Raw genomic sequence first — 15,357 nt, 5'->3', positions numbered from 1 at the left:
ACAAGAGACCACAAGGTTACAAAAGAAAGACCTTCCGGAAGAGGTGCTGTGAGATATCCTGGGGAAAGATTCAGTGAATACGCCATCCGGGGAGCCTCGGATATTTGAAAGGCAATCCCCAACCAAAAGGAACTCAAGAGGTTATGGGTGTAATAATCTGCGTTGCGAGCCTGAAAGGAGGTGTAGGCAAAACCACAACGGCCGTCAATCTTTCGACGGCCCTTGCCCTTGCTGAAAAACAAACCCTTCTCGTTGACTTTGATCCCCAGGGACATGCATCCATGAGTTTCGAAGGCCTCACTGAAAAATTAAACAACAATCTTTACAAGATCATGACCGGAGAAATATCGCCTAAGAGCGCGGCGATTCCCACTTCCGTAAGGTACCTGCACATCCTTCCCTCCCTTCCCTCCTGCAATCCTGAATTACTACTACTGTCCGGTAAAGGGATGGACGAAGAACTCAGATTGAGAGAAAAATTTATAAATCTTAAGGAGATATACGATTACGTCATTCTGGATTCCCCCCCTTCCTTGAATTCTTATTGCGCCAGTGCCCTGGCCACCGCCGACTCGTTCCTGCTCCCGCTTCAATGCGAATTCTATGCCCTCGAAGAAATACAATACTCCCTCAAGTGTTTTCGTTGGCTGAAAACCAGGTACAATCCCGGTCTCCGCATGTCGGGAATCCTGTTGACCATGCTCGACTCCGACGACCCGGCGTCCCGTAAGATCGCGGAGGCCGCAAGAAAACACTTCGGGAAAGCGGTTTTTAAAACCGCGATTCCCAGGAGCACTGATTTCAGGGAAAGTGCCGGGACTGGAAGACCTCTGGTTTTTCATAACATCCGCTCTTTTGGGGCCAAGAGGTATCTGGACCTGGCCGGGGAGGTCATTCAACGGACAGAAGATAAACCCAGGGGGGATTTGAAGGTTGCCGTATCCGGCCTTCCAGAATAGGCAGGGAATGACGACCTTTTAAATGAAAGGGGAACATTAACCATGAAAATCACGGATTCGGAGGTTATCAAGACCTGTGAACAGGAATTGATCGACGCTATTACGGCGGATTTGGACTGGGAAGCCCTCGAAAACATCTTCAGAAAAGAGCACGGTCTCGGTATCGACGAGGACGTGGAATACAAGAGGGGAGATATCGTTGTACACCAGGGACAAGTGGCCTACCAGTTGGACTTCGAAGTCAAAGTGACCCTTTCCGTTCTGCTGGACAGGGATGGAAATTATCTTTCTGTTTCCACTTCGAGAGACACAAGCATGAAAAGGGATGAGGAGCAGGCCCCTCCCAGCAGGGAATCTCAGGACGAGAAAGGTGAAGGTGAAGAGTCGACGGATCAAATCAACGAATCCAAGCCGGAAGAAGAGGATCCGGATCGGTCCGATGTTTCCTCAACACATGATGAGGAATCCCCGGAGGAAAAAATTACTCAATCGGCATCCAAGGCTGGCGAGATGATCAATGAATGGGAGGAGTAGAAAGCAAGGACCGGGATGAAGGTTTCCGCTTCAAGCAGTGGGGTATCCTGAGCGGAATTGTGAGGGAGTTAAACCCGCCTTTGTGCAAAAGTGCTTTGGGGCGCTCACCTGTCATTCCTCCCTGAAGCTAGCTGCAGGGATCCTGGCGGAGGCGTATGAACCGTCCGGGGACGAAGAGAGAAAAATATGGAAAAGCCTGCTGAAAACAAACCATCGGAAGGTGTAACCCTCAGAGAATGCTTCGATAAAATTTTTTTCCAGCACATGGACAGACTGCTTGGAAGCCACTATGGTATCGACGACCTTCCCTTGAACCTCGTAAACGTGACGAGTATGATTCTCCTCACCGAACAACTGACTGAGGAGATGGAGAACTTCTCCAATCCGTCGGAACGCTATACCCTGTCCACCCTCTTCCAGGAAATCACTGAAATGGGACTCGCCATGGAGGAAGACACGGAGGATATTCTACAGGATATCATCCAAAAGGAATATGCCGGCCTAGACGAAGAGGGGCACATTTCCGCCAAGACTCCAACCATCAGCGTGGTTCAGATGATCGACCGGGCGTTTCCCAAGATGCCGGGTCTCAATCTGATCGCATCCCTGGCCCAGGCCGTGGATGAAGCTCGCTCCGGGAGAAAAGACCTGGAATCGGCCCTTCGCGTCTTCGATCAGATCTTGAAGATGCAAGGGGTTCCCCTATCGCAGGAAAAATCCTCGCGAAAAGGGCGCAAATCCAGCACTACCTCAACAAAAATCAAGGAACGAACTCCTGCCTCCCCTATTTTCATCCCACCATCCACGATCGGACCCAGACGGAAGCTCTCGGATATTTACCAGGCTGAACTGCTCAAGAAGATACGGGAGCAGTCCCAAAAGCAAACGGAAAGGGAAGGGTTTGCAGGGACTGGTTCTGAAGAAGGCGTTTCCCTTGAACCCAACGATATCGAAACCTTATCCTCCGATGAAACAGCCACGGATGAATCCGGAATCAAAGACATTCCGTTCCAGGAGATGGAATCCTCGCTTCCTCAGGCACCTCAGGGAGAGACTGCAGATGCGGCCCAACTGCCGGATGAAGAAAAAGCCGAGGAGGAAGATGATCGTGCCGGGATGGAGCCCAGGGAAGATGCCCAAGATGCTCAACCGGAAATGGATGAGACAGAAGAGTTATCCGATGAGGATGAAACCGCAGCCTTGACGGGAGATTCCGCTTATCCCCGTACCGGGTATGAATCCCTTCCCCCTGAACCCGGAGCGGATGAGGCGAAAGAGTCTGAACCTGAGGCTGAGCCTGAACCAGAGGAACCTCCGGAAGATGACATTGAAAAACGCATCCAGGAGTTCGAACAGGCCCTCTCTCTTCAGTGTCCCCTTTGCAAAACAGGAGTCATCAGCAGGGAAGAGACCTCAACTGGTAAGACCTATTACAAGTGTAATGCTCCGGAATGCAACTTCATCAGTTGGGGCAAGCCGTTCCATATTCCTTGCCCACAGTGCCAAAATCCTTTCCTGGTTGAAGGCACGAAAAGGGACGGGACCGAGATCTTGAAGTGTCCAAGGGCCACTTGCGGTTACTGGCAGGAGCATTCAACGGCAGATGGGCCTGGAGTGGCCTCCGCTGCGCTTGCTTCTCCAAAGGGGGGGAGGAGGAAGAGGAGGGTGGTGAGAAGGCCGAGAAGGCGGGTCGTTCGGAGACGTGTTGTTAAGAAAAAACGTTAGGTCTCTCCTAAACCCACATTTTAACATCCTGCAAACCCAAACAATATCGCCTGGTAAATCATCTTTCGTCGTTCGTCGTCCTTTTCCGTCTGGGGAAGGTATACCTTGACCCTGGATACGGCCTCCGAGGGATCCTTCAGCTCCATCTGGTGCACATACCCGCTCACGACTGAGAGCCCTTCCTGGAAAGGAAAGGCATCCGTGAAGATCTCACCCCAGGTATTACTGTAAACCAGATCGATACTCGACGGACCTCCAGGTACGGCTAAAGGCTCCATATCCACTACCACGACGATTCTCTCGTATTTGGCCTCACTTTGCAGGGCGTCTCCCATGCCCACTCCCCTCTCCCCGGGCTTGAAAAAATCATAGAGGTGCCGAAGCAACTCGATCAACCGGTTGATGTCCACACCCGAAGGATTAGAAGGCATCTCCACGGTCGTTTCGCGAGAATCGAAGATGCCGTTTATCACCAACCAGGCGGCGGCCCTCACGATCCGGTCCGAAGTGAATATGCGGGGCGGCTTCTTGTTCCTCTCGAGTGCATAGCGGGTCGCATCGAGAAGAGTCCACCCCGACTGACCGGACTTGCTGCGCCGGTACTGGAATATGCAACGGTCCAGGACGATTCTTCTGCCGGTAAGGTAAGGGATCAACTGGAGTTTCTTGGGTTGCCTTGAGAACAGAACATAGATTCTTCTTCCCAAGATGGTAAGATCCAGGTCGTTGATCGCCTGTCTTTCCTTCAGAAGTTGACTATCGGAAAGCCTGCGGTAGGTGGAAAAGAAAAACTTGTTGATTTCTGTTGAAAGCTTCAAATGCCTGGCATAGCTCCACTTCTCCACCAGGTTGAGTTCCTCCACGACCTCGATCGGCCATCCCCATTTCCCGATCAGTCCTCTGAAGGCCTCTGTCTTGTAATCACCAGGGCCGCGACGTAGTTTCACCCTCGTAATTCCTGGATCGGCTTTGAGGTAAAAGGCCTTTCGGACGAGATCCATGTGCTCGTATCGACCCTGTGAAAGGTAATAATCAAGGACGGTTTCCACCATCAGGAGGTAAGGGTCAACATCCAGCAGGTTTTTCCCGCCTGCAAGCACCCGTTCCTTTAAAAGATCACAGAGCAATCTCCCCTCGAAGGCATCGGAAAGATACCACTCCATCATGGCCATCTTGAGGAGGGCCTTAAAGGGGTCCTTGATGCCCTTGCTCAAGTGCCACAGGGCCGTCCCCATGAATTCCTCCCTGGAGATGCTACCCAAGTATCCCAGGTCCACGAAGTCGTCGAAGTCATAAGGGGCCTCTTCCCTGAATCGATCCATGAGTCGATAGTATCCCTCACGGTCCGTTCCCTGAGGAACCACCCACCAGATGGGTATCTTTCCCGCAACGAACAGCATGGTCCTGTAACACTCTTCCTTCAAGAACCGCTTCTGGCTTGATCCCGTGCTCTCCTCGTCCACCCGCCCGAAATCGTTTTCCCGGACACGGTCCAACTCCGATATGAAAAAGTGGACTTCCATGCCGAAAGTGCTCCCGCACCAAAGGGAGATCTCCTGGGTCTTCTTGTGCAAGTGTCGGAGACAGCGAGCGTCAAAGACTGTAGAGTCCACACAAACCCAGAAATCGAAATCCGACTTCTCCGTCTGGGCCACCGTTCCGATGCTCCCCATGAGGAAAAGGGACTCCACGATGGGTCTCTTGACCAGGTATTTCTGAAAATGGACGCGGCGCTTTTTCATTTCCGGGAAATAGCGGTGGATTTGCCCTTCGAGGTCGCTCGAAGTTCCGATTCCGTAAACACCACAAGCATCCTCCCCGTCAGGAACGAAACCGGGGAGTTCGGGCTCATTGACGCTTAAGAGGGCCGGGATGATCTCAAAGGCCACGGAGGCCTTCTCCTGGTTAAGTTCATAGGCATACTCTCTCCTCATTTGGGCGTATTGCCGGAAAATGATCTTGTTTTTTCGAAGCAGATTAGTATCAAAGTGATTGATCATAATGGAATACTCTGTTGTGGAATCATCATTTCAAAGGGAACATAGGCCGGTGAGCATCAAAGGTCAAGGGCAACCAAACAGAAGAAGCCAGAACTTTCTCGAAACCGTACGGATTATCTGATTTCAGCCTTGTTCCATTCTCATCCTATGCATTCCCGTCTTTCGGTTCAAGGGGAGGGATCAGAAATCAACCTTATTCCTGGGCGGCCCGGCCCTGATACCAATAAGACGTTCATGTATGTGCCCTGGATAAGATCCGGATTCGCGCCCCCGGGATAAAGGTCACCCTTGAATCATTTCCTGTTATTCGTCTTCGGGCCTCCGCCTGAGCCTGCGGCGGATCTGGAGATATCCTCCGATCCCGAGACACAAGCCGACCAGGAAGACCACGTGATTTTCCCGGCTCATGCCATAAAAGATCAAGCCCCCGGCGATCAGCAGGATTGAAGTGGAAAGGGCCTTTACAGAAAACACCATCTTCCAGCCTTTTTTCAACCCAGAAATCTTGCACAAGCAATCTTGAATACGTTAATAATTTAATGGAAATTCACTCTGTTAGGTCATGACCCGGCAGGAAGGAAGTCTGACCCGACGGGTGAAAGTAAAGTTTCTTTCAATATTTGTCATGCATAATCCGAAATTATCTTAGTGCCCATCCATAGACAGGCAATTTTCTTCAAGGTCAAGGAGGCGAAGATTTTAACCGCCCCGTGAAGGATGCCAAGCGGCAGAGGCACCATAATTAAAATCTGAGCCTGACCTGAGAGATTGGGGAAAAAGGCCATTTATGGATGGGCACTATTCTAGCATCCATAACAGATATTGTCAGCAAACTACTATCGGCTGAAGCCGATAGCTTTAGGGGCCAAGGGTCCTGGGTTCAAGTGAAAATCATTTTACCTTAAATCCCTTTTTCTCACTTGACCCCTTGAATCTTTGAACCCTAATAAAAAAACGATCCGACTATATATCCATGTTCGATGCTTGTTCCGTTGCCTGTTTTTCGGTATTATTTAATAAATAGAAATTTTCATACCTTCAGACTAGAGAAGCAACCCCATGAAAGGGAGGGGGCCCATCCCGGTCCCGTTTCCGTTAGGAAGAAACATGAAAATCGTCATCGTGGGCGCCGGGGCCATGGGAAGGTTTCTCGGGGGAATGCTCGGAAGAAGCGGCAATGAAGTGATCTTTGTCGAGAAGGACCCCGGGATCGTGGATGCCATCAACCACAAGGGAATCCAGTTTATCGAGCTGGGCGCCTCAGGGACGGCCCCCTACCTCACCGTCAAGGCCTGGGCGATACAGGACGGAAAAAGCATCGAGGCATGTGACCTGACCATTCTGGCCGTAAAGAGTTACGTAACGGCATCAGCAGCCAGGGGTATCCGTCACCTTGTCACCGAATCCTCTCCTATCCTGACCCTCCAAACAGGCCTTGGAAATGTGGAAACCCTGTGCGAGATCCTTGATCCGGAAAATATACTGGGAGGAGTGACTTACCACGGCTCCACCTCCCTAAGAGATTCCATGGTGAGGCATGCCGGAACGGGACGTACGATCATCGGCGAGATCGACGGGGAAATCGGAGAGCGGGTCGAACGAGTTCAGGCCCTTCTGAATGCATCGGATATCCATACGCGGATCACTGACAACGTGATGGGACATATTTAGGCGAAGGCACTGGTTTACTCGGCCGTTAATCCGCTGACAGCGTTGCTCCAGTTGAAAAACGGCCAGCTTACCGAAAAAATGGAGTCCATTTCGCTGGCCAAGCGTCTGATCGACGAAGGGAAACAAGTGGCCCAGGCATACGGAATTCAATTGCCAGGGGAAGATCTTTACGATTCCCTGCTTGAAGTCTGCCGCAAGACTTCGGAAAATCTCTCTCCCATGCTCCAGGATCTCTTGAACGGCAGGCCTACTGAAATTGACGCCCTGAACGGGGCCATCAGGACAATGGGTGAGGCCAGGAGCCTTGGTGTCATCACCCACCAAACCATGACAGAGCTCGTGCGCTTGGCCGAAAAGTGGCATAAGGTATCTGAACCTTGAAGGTATGACGACCGAGTGGAGGAACCCAGGTCATCAAAGAGCTTTCCGGGGAGGAGGAGACATGAAGCCGCAAACCAAAAGAAGGTTTTACCTTAATGAATTCAAAGCCATCAGCCATGCTATCTCAACCTATGAGGATTTCAACCTCCTGGTCAATCACATCGCTGAAGGCACCGCCAGGTCGTTCCGGGCAAAGGGATGCAGCATCATGATCTTCGACGAGCGGGAAAACCAGTTATTCACAGTAGGCAGTTACGGCATCAGTGACGCCTACCTCCACAAGGGGCCCATATTCGCAGATGAGAAGTATTGCTCCTTTTTTTCCGGTGAACCGATCTTTGTGAAGGATATGAGCACTGATCCACGGATCCACTACCCTGAGGAGGCGGTGAAAGAGGGTATCACCTCCATGCTCTGCGTACCCATTAAGCACCGGCGGAATGTCATCGGGTCTATCAGGATTTATCAAAGCGAATCCCGCCCGTTTCACCCGGAGGATGTCAGCGCCATGTGTGTGCTGGCCGAACAGCTCGGCCTGGTCATTGAAAACAATGGTCTTCGTAATTTTGCCGAAAAGATCAAGACGGCGGTCGAGAGTCTTCCCCAGAGGGTGCTGGAGGACCTTTGATCCGTGAAAGGAAGGCTGTTCACTGACACTTCGGATATCTTTTCCATCGACCGGGGCGATATCATACAGATCGGTGAAAAGCGATACAGGGTCACGGGTCATGAACGGGAACGCCGCTTCGGCATGGACGATCCCAAATTCTGGGTCAAGAGGGCTGTGGATCTTGAGACAGGAGAAAAGAAGATCCTGAAGCTTACCTTTCTGGAATCCTTCGAGACCAGCCTCGGAGGAGCGAAAATCACTTGCTTCAGGAATCCCGACAAGGAAGCCCGCATATTAGAAGCAGTTCGAGAACACCCCCATTTCATGCAGGGAAGGGCATTCCGCGATGAAAAGGAAAACATCATCCGTGTACTGGATATCGTTCACGGTCCCAACTTCTTTCTTTATACAGACGCCCTTGAGATGAGCCACCGGCACTATTTCGAAAACCATTTTCCGGTCATTTTGAAAAAATTGATCAAGGCCTTTGAAGCCATCCGGCATCTTCATCACCTGGGTTTTAAGCATGGGGACATTCGCAATGATCATCTCATGGTCGAAAACAAGACAGGGAACTACGTCTGGATCGATTTTGACTATGATTACGAGGCCCTTGAAAACCCATACAGCCTCGATATCTTCGGGCTTGGAAACGTTTTGATCAATGCCGTGGGCAAGGGATTTCATGCTATAGAAATGATCCGGAAGGATACCATGGTCTATGGAGACTTAAAGGACCGTCTTGATCGGGATGACTTTTCCATCATCTTCAAGAGGCGTTTCGTCAACCTGAAGAAGCTTTATCCCTATATCCCAAAATCACTCAACGACATAATCATGCATTTCTCCATCGGAGCGAACGTTTACTATGAACAGGTGGAAGAGATGCTTGAAGACCTGAACCGTTGTCTGTATACGGATTTCTAAGAAGGAAGGGGTAAACCTTGCCGAATTCAATCCTTGTATCACTCAATGATTCCGTAAGTTCCAGGGCCGTCGTGGAATACCTGGCCCAGCTGTCATTCTGCCCGGAAGACTGGCACATCACGCTTATTCATCTTTTCAGAAAACCGTCGGCAAGCGAAGAACTGATGGGCAAGAAATTCACGGAGGAACTCCCCGAGCGTTATAGGGCCATGTTGGAAAAGGCCAGGGACAAGCTCGTCGAGGCGGGATTCAACCCGGATCATATCGAGATCAAGCTGGTGACCGAACCTTACCCGACCATAGCGGACGGCATTATTGATCAATGTAAAAAAAGAAAATACAATATGGTGGTTATCGGCCGAAAGAAGATGTCCAAGGCGGAGGAATTCGTCTTGGGGGATGTCAGCGTGAAGCTGGTTCGGGCCTTGGAAGGTGCCGCGGTCCTTGTGGTGAAGTCCGAATAACTAATTTTCCCGCTCCGGACTATTAAGGAATCCGGCTTTTTTCGATTTTCACAGAATCACCCACCCGAACGGCTCCCCCTTTCAATACACGCGCAAAGGTACCCTCCCTTGGCATGATACAATCTCCGGCCTGGTAATAGATCGCGCATTTTTTCCTGCATTCCTTCCCGATCTGAGTGATTTCCAGGATCACGGCATCACCGATCCTCACCTTGGACCCTACCGGAACTTGTTTCCAATCCACCCCCTCAGTCGCGATGTTTTCAGCAAAATCTCCGAAGTCCACATCAAGTCCCCGTGCCCGGCATTGCTCGATCTGTTCCGAGGCGAGAAAACTCACCTGGCGGTGCCACGATCCCGCATGGGCGTCGCCACGGATACCATGATTGATCACAACTTCGGCCTCTCGGACTGGAATCTTTCCTGTACCCTTTTTCTTGCTAACAGCGATGGAAACAACCCTCATAACCAGAATCTTCCTTCCTCGTTCTTGATTCCGCCTCGATCTCGTCGCCTGTTTCCTTCATCAGGCTTTTCAGGGAGACACGGTTAAGTTTTTCGAAAATGGCCTCTTCAGCCTCTTTCCAGAGATGACGGGTCGGGCAGAAATCGGATCGTTTGCAGATCGAAGGGTCATCAAGACATTCGCTGAGCATACCCCCGCGTTCCAACAGGGCCACGATTTCACCAACCATGATCTTTTCCGGGGGCCTTGCCAATCTATATCCACCTTTGGCCCCGCGGGAGGCTTCGATATAGTGAGCCTTCTTCAGGGGAATAACGATTTGCTCAAGGTATTTCAGTGAAATCTCCTGGCGTTCCGCAATCTCTCGAAGCTGGAGAAAACCCTTTCCGTAATGCCTCGCCAGGTCGAGCATCAACCTGGTTCCATAGCGGGTTCTCGTTGAAAGCTTCATTCTTCCCTCTCCTCAATCGATAAATCGGCCGCCCTTTCCAGATCAAAAACAATCACGAACCTTGCCTCTAATGTCCGAAACTGAAAAATGCTCTCATCTATCAAAAAATTGTCCAGGTACCGCAAAGAATCAGTCAATAAATCCGGACTCCCGCACCTGTAAAACGTTATGAGATACATGCGGTCTTTTGCGGGTCGACATCATAAATTAGATGTTAATCTTACAATTTTTCCTATGTATTTGCTAGGATAAAAACGCTTACAATTTACCATGGGTCAATTTCAGGGAAGTCATGCATATGGCGATCTGAAATTCTATCCCAAGAAGGAAAACGGCCCCGGTATCTCCCCAGCGAAAAAAGGTACATAAAAGCCTGGGTGGACCAAAAAGGGATGAGCCACAAGACCGGCAGGAAAAAAGGCAGGCCATTATTTGATTCTACGGAGCCATTCAGCAGGCTGTTGAAAAGCTACTGCGCTCACTACGTTTTTCAACAACCTGCTGGAGGAGGCAGCCTACACTTCTTCACTTGCCCCCACCGTACTTTCATGGCCTTTAAAACCGGGCCGGGGTGTCAAGTATGGTTTTCGACAAACCAATCGATCAGTCGCCTGGCGATACTGATTCGATCAGGGCGGCGGAATAAAATCGCCTCCTTCAATCTTCGTTCGGAAGCGCCATATTAAGCGGTTTTCTTTTTTGCTGTCAACGCAAGAGGAGGGGAGCGAACCCCGGGAGCCCGGTCAACTCCCGGGATCCGCTGTTGGAGGGAGGGTTTTGATTCGGGTGAAAAGACGCCGGATTATTCCCGGGGTCGCTCACCCGTGCCACCGGGAGCCTGGATCGGTTCCCGGGACATTCGACATATATTAAAAATCCTGGAAATCGTCTTCGTTCAAAGGAATGACTTTTTCAGGCCTGACTTCCCGGTTTCCACCACTGACGGGAAGGGATTCTCCGCCCCCGGAAACCTTCTGAAGGACCTGGGCTTGTTTTTGGTTTTCCTTGCGGGCCATGGAAGGCTCAGCTTTCTTGGCAAAGCGTTCTTTCCTTCTTCTGGTTCCTTTGCCGGATCCTTGAATCAGGGCCGTCAATTCCTTCACCATGGCCTTCATCTGTTCAGCCTGTGCGCTCATCTCCTCGGAGGCGCTGGCCGATTCTTCAGCATTGGCCGCGTTTTGCTGCACGACCTTGTCCATCTCTGCCACCGCCGAGTTTATCTGCTCGATCCCGCGGGCCTGTTCAGTGGAGGCGGCGGCGATTTCACCTACAAGCTCACCCACCTTCGCGGCGCTCTGGGATACCTGGGAAAACTCTTCGTTGGTTCTGGCCACCAGTTCCGATCCGTCCTTGATACTCTTGACTGTATCCTCGATAAGGATCGCCGTGTTTTTCGCGGCCTCGGCCGCCCTCATGGCCAGATTCCTGACTTCGTCCGCCACAACGGCGAACCCCGCCCCGGCCTCCCCGGCCCTGGCCGCCTCTACGGCAGCGTTCAAGGCCAGGAGATTGGTCTGGAAGGCGATCTCATCAATGGTGCGGATGATATTGGAGGTTTCTTCGCTTGACTTCGTAATTTCCTCCATGGCCTGGATCAGATCCTTCATGCTCCCGTTTGCCTTGCCAACGATGGAATTTGCCTCCTTCATGAGGTTATCCGCCTCGGTGGCATGATCCGCATTCTGCTTGGTCATGGACGACATCTCCTCAAGGGAGGAAGAGGTCTCCTCGAGTGATGCAGCCTGCTCGGAGGAGGCCTCGGCCAGCGACTGGCTCGCTGAAGAGACCTGGCTTGCAGCCGATGCCATCTGCTCCGCTCCCTCACTGAGCCCCTGGATGATTCGTTGAATCGACCTGGAGATACTCCTTGCGAAGAAAATCGCTCCCAGAACGGCCGCGATCAACAGTCCCCCACCTAGCAAAAAAATACGATTTCGGATACTGCTGGCCGTCCCGAGAAACTCTTCATTGGCCTGGGTTACAGCGATACTCCACCCGGTAATAGGAATGGAGGCAAAGGCGGCAGTTTTGTTCTGGCCCTTGTATTGATAACCCTCAATACCCACTTCCCGGTTCAGCATCCTCTCTGCGATGTCTTCCATTCCCGGGATTTCCTTGACATTCAACCTGAAGATGTTTTCTTTGTTGGGATGGGCGATAGTCAACCCCTTTTCGTCCACCATGAAAGGATACCCGGTTTTCCCAACTTTGTGGGATGTAATGGCATCACAGAGAGACTCAATCCTGAGCACGGTGATTAATGCCCCCGCGAATTTTCCGCTTGACGAAAAGATCGGGGCACACACTGGAATGACCGGTTTTCCGGAGGATTTCGACTTGACAGGATCTGAGATAACGACCTTCCCTTCTATTTTTGCTGTTTGAAAGTAAGGCCGACTTGAGATATCGATTCCTTTATGACTGCCCCCAACACCATCTGAAAAAACCTTCCCCTTGGAATCGGTCACGGAAAGGGTTTCGTACTGGTCACCCAGTCGCTTCTTGATGGCCGCCAGTTCCCTGTCAAGGACTGCAACAGCCTCCTTTGCTTTTTCAGGCCCTTTTTCCTCCAACTCAGTGACGGCCTTAACGACGGCATTGGTCCGTGAGAGGCTTGCGGCCAGCTTCTCTTCCTCGGTTAACAGAATTTGAGTCATCTCGGCCAAGTTTTTTGCTATATGGATCGCCCGGTCTCCCGAGATCTCCTTCAGTGCCTTCGTGGTCTTGTTCACCGAAAGAACCCCGAGCAGCGCCACCGGGATCAAGACCAGCAATACACCGGCCACCACGAGTTTAAAATGAAGTGACCCTTTTCTCATTTTTCAATTCCTCCCCTCCGTTCAGTATGCTTTCAGGTTGACCTGCATCACTCGCCATTCACTGGCCTTTCACAGGAACCTTCGGGCCATTCGACTGAAAGCGTGGTTTCAGCCATTTTTCATCTCTGATTATTCAAGAAAAATGCCATTTTATGGATTGCTATAATTATTCACAATTCATAGAACTATACCTTTATATTGCATAATGAAACAAAGCCCAAATATTTCTGATATGTTTTCCATTTTCTGGTTTTATTGGATATTGTCCAAAAAAATTGGACGCAAAAACGCTTTGTGTCGTGACCTTGGGATCCTTGAAAAACGTTCAATTTTGTTCAAGGTCAGCCTCCAGCCCGTAAGACCCACGCCCCCGAAGGGGAAGACGAAAATTTCAACCACAGGGATGCAATACAGTATTTTGAATACTCACCGGGTTACAATGGAGGGGCATGGGGGTCTTTTCATTGTTTCCGAGTCTGCCCATCCCTACCCCATGAAATAAGGTCTCGCTCCAAGAGACCATGAAAAAAGGAGATGGAGGGATTCGACAGTGTCTGCCGACTTTGTTCTTTTGGAGAAGATTTCAGGAGCCTAAGGATGGGGGGTCAGCAGCCCCGACCCATGGCCAGCTCGCTGGGAAGAGACCGGGCTCCGGCCAGCAGGCGTTTGAAAGCAGGATCGAACTCCCGCCACAATTCCAGCCCGATGCGGTTCTGGGTATCCACGATCTCCTCGAGAATAGAGGGGTTCGTAAGGGGATTCATAAGAACGGCACGGAGAACCACTATCTTCTGAGGGCGGTAGGGTGTGGATTCCAGGGTGGTCCTGGAGACAAAGGTTGTGTCATCCATTCTCAATGCTTTGTGGAGTTTGATATTCAATCCATTTATGAGATGGTTCACCTTGCGGATGTTTTTCTCAACTTCCTTGACCGCTTCCCTATCATCAGACTTTTTTTTCTCTATTGACACCTCGTTCCACTCCCTGATCCTGGTTTGGACCGAGTGGGGAATAAACCGGTAATTCAGGATGAAGAGCTCGGGGCGGTTGAGAATCTCGAAATTGCCCCACCTCTCCAGGATTTCTTTGAGGGTATCGGTGTTTTCCCGGGCGCTCCGGAAAAGAAGCCGGTATCCATCCCTGCCGATGATCTTCAGGGCCGCCCAAGGCTTGAGGCTGGCAAAGGGCCGGGATCCTTCCAGAGTGAAACGGCCCATATCGACGGAATTCCTGCGGATCACGTAATTCGAACTCTGCCTGATGTAGTTGAGGTCTTTCTCGCTCCTGAAAAGCACCATGCCCATGGTCATGGGGCAATAGAGAAGCTTGTGGGCGTCGATGGTGACTGAGTCTGATGTCTCGATTCCCTTGAATATCGGCCGGTATTCATCAACCAGAAGGGCTGAACCGCCCCAACAGGCATCCACATGAAAGTGGGCCCCTACCTCTCTCGCGATCTCACCCAACTTCTGGAGGTTGTCGATGTTGCCCGTCTCCGTGGTCCCGGCGATGCCCACGATAGCAATTATCTTTGTCCGTCCTTCCCTGGCTTCGAGATTCCGGATTCTCCGCCTGAGGCTCCGCAGGTCCACCCGGTTGAAATGGTCAACAGGAACCGGCAACACGTTTTCTTCTCCCAGGCCGAGGACATTTGCAGACTTTCGGATGGAGTAATGGCCCCGGGCGGAGACGAGAATGACTCCCCTCTCGTATCCGTAATGCTTGAGGGCCTTGGCCATGCCCGCCATACGGCAACCCGTGAAGCGGCCGTCAGGAGGAAAGGCCTTTTCCCTTGCGATGAGAAGAGCAGTGAGGTTCCCGATGGTGCCGTCTGCGGTCACGTTTCCCAAGGCGACCCGGGGATTCTGTATGTTTTTCCTGTAAAACCTTTCCGTTCGATTGTAGACCAGACGGTGAAACCAGGCCAGGAGTTCCCTTTCCACGAAGCTGGAGGCCTTGGCCGTCTCGATCTTGACCTGATTCTGATTCAGGGCGGCGATGATCATCTCTAGCAGGATCATGAAGTAGGGGATGGCGCTCGTCATATGTCCAATGTAGTAAGGACTTCCGACCTTCACCGAGTGGGCGGTGACCTTCCCCTTGATCTCTGCCAAAACATCCTTGATGAGGTGGGGGCCTTCGGGCATGGATAGTTGGCTGAAGATCTCACTGAGTTCCGGGAGGGTGATGCTGCTGTGAATCCCCCCTTTCTCAGCGAAGAAATCGTGGATCATCTCCAGGAGGTCGTGGCCGAACTCGATGAACTTGTCCGGCTTGTCCGGCATGATGAAGAGCTTCCGGAGGTATTCCAGGCTGCTTTGGACTTTTTTTGATTTAGGGTACATACCTC

Annotated in this window: 14 protein-coding genes; 8 read left to right on the top strand and 6 right to left on the bottom strand. The window is 51.3% G+C overall.

Annotation, left to right across the window (positions count from 1 at the left end):
• Positions 1-143 precede the first annotated feature (143 nt).
• From JRF57_09630 to JRF57_09620, 3 genes are all read left to right on the top strand, one after another.
• Entirely contained in the window at positions 144-959 is an 816-nt protein-coding gene (locus tag JRF57_09630; GenBank protein MBW2303960.1) for a ParA family protein, read from the top strand.
• 42 nt (positions 960-1,001) lie between these two features.
• Entirely contained in the window at positions 1,002-1,493 is a 492-nt protein-coding gene (locus JRF57_09625; protein ID MBW2303959.1) for a hypothetical protein, read from the top strand.
• Positions 1,494-1,679: 186 nt separating this feature from the next.
• Complete coding sequence (locus tag JRF57_09620) at positions 1,680-3,218, top strand: topoisomerase DNA-binding C4 zinc finger domain-containing protein (protein MBW2303958.1); 1,539 nt, start codon at positions 1,680-1,682, stop codon at positions 3,216-3,218.
• 20 nt (positions 3,219-3,238) lie between these two features.
• On the opposite strand, the gene JRF57_09615 is transcribed toward JRF57_09620, so the two are convergent.
• Both JRF57_09615 and JRF57_09610 read right to left on the bottom strand, forming a co-directional pair.
• Positions 3,239-5,218, bottom strand: a complete 1,980-nt coding sequence (locus JRF57_09615; protein ID MBW2303957.1) for a class I adenylate cyclase — start codon at positions 5,216-5,218, stop codon at positions 3,239-3,241.
• A 303-nt stretch (positions 5,219-5,521) separates the two neighbouring features.
• Positions 5,522-5,695 (bottom strand): hypothetical protein, encoded by a 174-nt coding sequence (locus JRF57_09610; GenBank protein ID MBW2303956.1) that lies wholly within the window; start codon positions 5,693-5,695, stop codon positions 5,522-5,524.
• Between the two features lie 630 nt (positions 5,696-6,325).
• On the opposite strand from JRF57_09610, the gene JRF57_09605 reads away from it, so the two are divergent.
• The 5 genes from JRF57_09605 to JRF57_09585 all read left to right on the top strand — a co-directional run bounded on the left by JRF57_09605 (position 6,326) and on the right by JRF57_09585 (position 9,271).
• Positions 6,326-6,889 carry an NAD(P)-binding domain-containing protein gene (locus JRF57_09605; protein ID MBW2303955.1) on the top strand — a complete coding sequence of 188 codons (564 nt, stop codon included), beginning with the start codon at positions 6,326-6,328 and terminating at the stop codon, positions 6,887-6,889.
• A gap of 42 nt (positions 6,890-6,931) precedes the next feature.
• Positions 6,932-7,270, top strand: coding sequence for a hypothetical protein (locus JRF57_09600; GenBank protein MBW2303954.1), 339 nt, complete (start codon positions 6,932-6,934; stop codon positions 7,268-7,270).
• A gap of 61 nt (positions 7,271-7,331) precedes the next feature.
• The gene (locus tag JRF57_09595) at positions 7,332-7,898 is read left to right on the top strand and encodes a GAF domain-containing protein (protein ID MBW2303953.1); all 567 of its coding nucleotides are present in this window, start codon (positions 7,332-7,334) and stop codon (positions 7,896-7,898) included.
• 3 nt (positions 7,899-7,901) lie between these two features.
• Positions 7,902-8,807: a protein kinase gene (locus JRF57_09590; GenBank protein ID MBW2303952.1), complete on the top strand. Its 906-nt coding sequence runs from the start codon at positions 7,902-7,904 to the stop codon at positions 8,805-8,807.
• Between the two features lie 17 nt (positions 8,808-8,824).
• A complete protein-coding gene (locus JRF57_09585) occupies positions 8,825-9,271 on the top strand; it encodes a universal stress protein (GenBank protein ID MBW2303951.1) in 447 nt (148 codons plus the stop codon).
• 22 nt (positions 9,272-9,293) lie between these two features.
• On the opposite strand, the gene JRF57_09580 is transcribed toward JRF57_09585, so the two are convergent.
• The 4 genes from JRF57_09580 to JRF57_09565 form a co-directional block, all read right to left on the bottom strand.
• Positions 9,294-9,737 carry an MOSC domain-containing protein gene (locus tag JRF57_09580; GenBank protein MBW2303950.1) on the bottom strand — a complete coding sequence of 148 codons (444 nt, stop codon included), beginning with the start codon at positions 9,735-9,737 and terminating at the stop codon, positions 9,294-9,296.
• Complete coding sequence (locus JRF57_09575; protein MBW2303949.1) at positions 9,712-10,188, bottom strand: Rrf2 family transcriptional regulator; 477 nt, start codon at positions 10,186-10,188, stop codon at positions 9,712-9,714. Before JRF57_09575 ends, JRF57_09580 begins: the two co-directional genes overlap by 26 nt.
• An 869-nt stretch (positions 10,189-11,057) precedes the next feature.
• The gene (locus JRF57_09570) at positions 11,058-13,007 is read right to left on the bottom strand and encodes a Cache 3/Cache 2 fusion domain-containing protein (protein ID MBW2303948.1); all 1,950 of its coding nucleotides are present in this window, start codon (positions 13,005-13,007) and stop codon (positions 11,058-11,060) included.
• A gap of 605 nt (positions 13,008-13,612) precedes the next feature.
• On the bottom strand, positions 13,613-15,352 hold the full coding sequence (locus tag JRF57_09565) for an aminotransferase class V-fold PLP-dependent enzyme (protein ID MBW2303947.1): 1,740 nt from the start codon (positions 15,350-15,352) through the stop codon (positions 13,613-13,615).
• Between the last annotated feature and the right edge of the window lie 5 nt (positions 15,353-15,357).

The sequence above is a fragment of the Deltaproteobacteria bacterium genome (assembly GCA_019310525.1).
Classification (GTDB): Bacteria; Desulfobacterota; DSM-4660; order Desulfatiglandales; family HGW-15; genus JAFDEE01.
This window is presented reverse-complemented; position numbering and strand designations above follow the sequence as displayed.

What these genes read in the sequence shown, in the direction of transcription:
- JRF57_09565 (MBW2303947.1), bottom strand. Translation starts at nt 15,352, where the DNA reads ATGTACCCTAAATCAAAAAAAGTCCAAAGCAGCCTGGAATACCTCCGG.
- JRF57_09570 (MBW2303948.1), bottom strand. Translation starts at nt 13,007, where the DNA reads ATGAGAAAAGGGTCACTTCATTTTAAACTCGTGGTGGCCGGTGTATTG.
- JRF57_09610 (MBW2303956.1), bottom strand. Translation starts at nt 5,695, where the DNA reads ATGGTGTTTTCTGTAAAGGCCCTTTCCACTTCAATCCTGCTGATCGCC.
- JRF57_09625 (MBW2303959.1), top strand. Translation starts at nt 1,002, where the DNA reads ATGAAAATCACGGATTCGGAGGTTATCAAGACCTGTGAACAGGAATTG.
- JRF57_09580 (MBW2303950.1), bottom strand. Translation starts at nt 9,737, where the DNA reads ATGAGGGTTGTTTCCATCGCTGTTAGCAAGAAAAAGGGTACAGGAAAG.
- JRF57_09605 (MBW2303955.1), top strand. Translation starts at nt 6,326, where the DNA reads ATGAAAATCGTCATCGTGGGCGCCGGGGCCATGGGAAGGTTTCTCGGG.
- JRF57_09595 (MBW2303953.1), top strand. Translation starts at nt 7,332, where the DNA reads ATGAAGCCGCAAACCAAAAGAAGGTTTTACCTTAATGAATTCAAAGCC.
- JRF57_09615 (MBW2303957.1), bottom strand. Translation starts at nt 5,218, where the DNA reads ATGATCAATCACTTTGATACTAATCTGCTTCGAAAAAACAAGATCATT.
- JRF57_09575 (MBW2303949.1), bottom strand. Translation starts at nt 10,188, where the DNA reads ATGAAGCTTTCAACGAGAACCCGCTATGGAACCAGGTTGATGCTCGAC.
- JRF57_09630 (MBW2303960.1), top strand. Translation starts at nt 144, where the DNA reads ATGGGTGTAATAATCTGCGTTGCGAGCCTGAAAGGAGGTGTAGGCAAA.
- JRF57_09620 (MBW2303958.1), top strand. Translation starts at nt 1,680, where the DNA reads ATGGAAAAGCCTGCTGAAAACAAACCATCGGAAGGTGTAACCCTCAGA.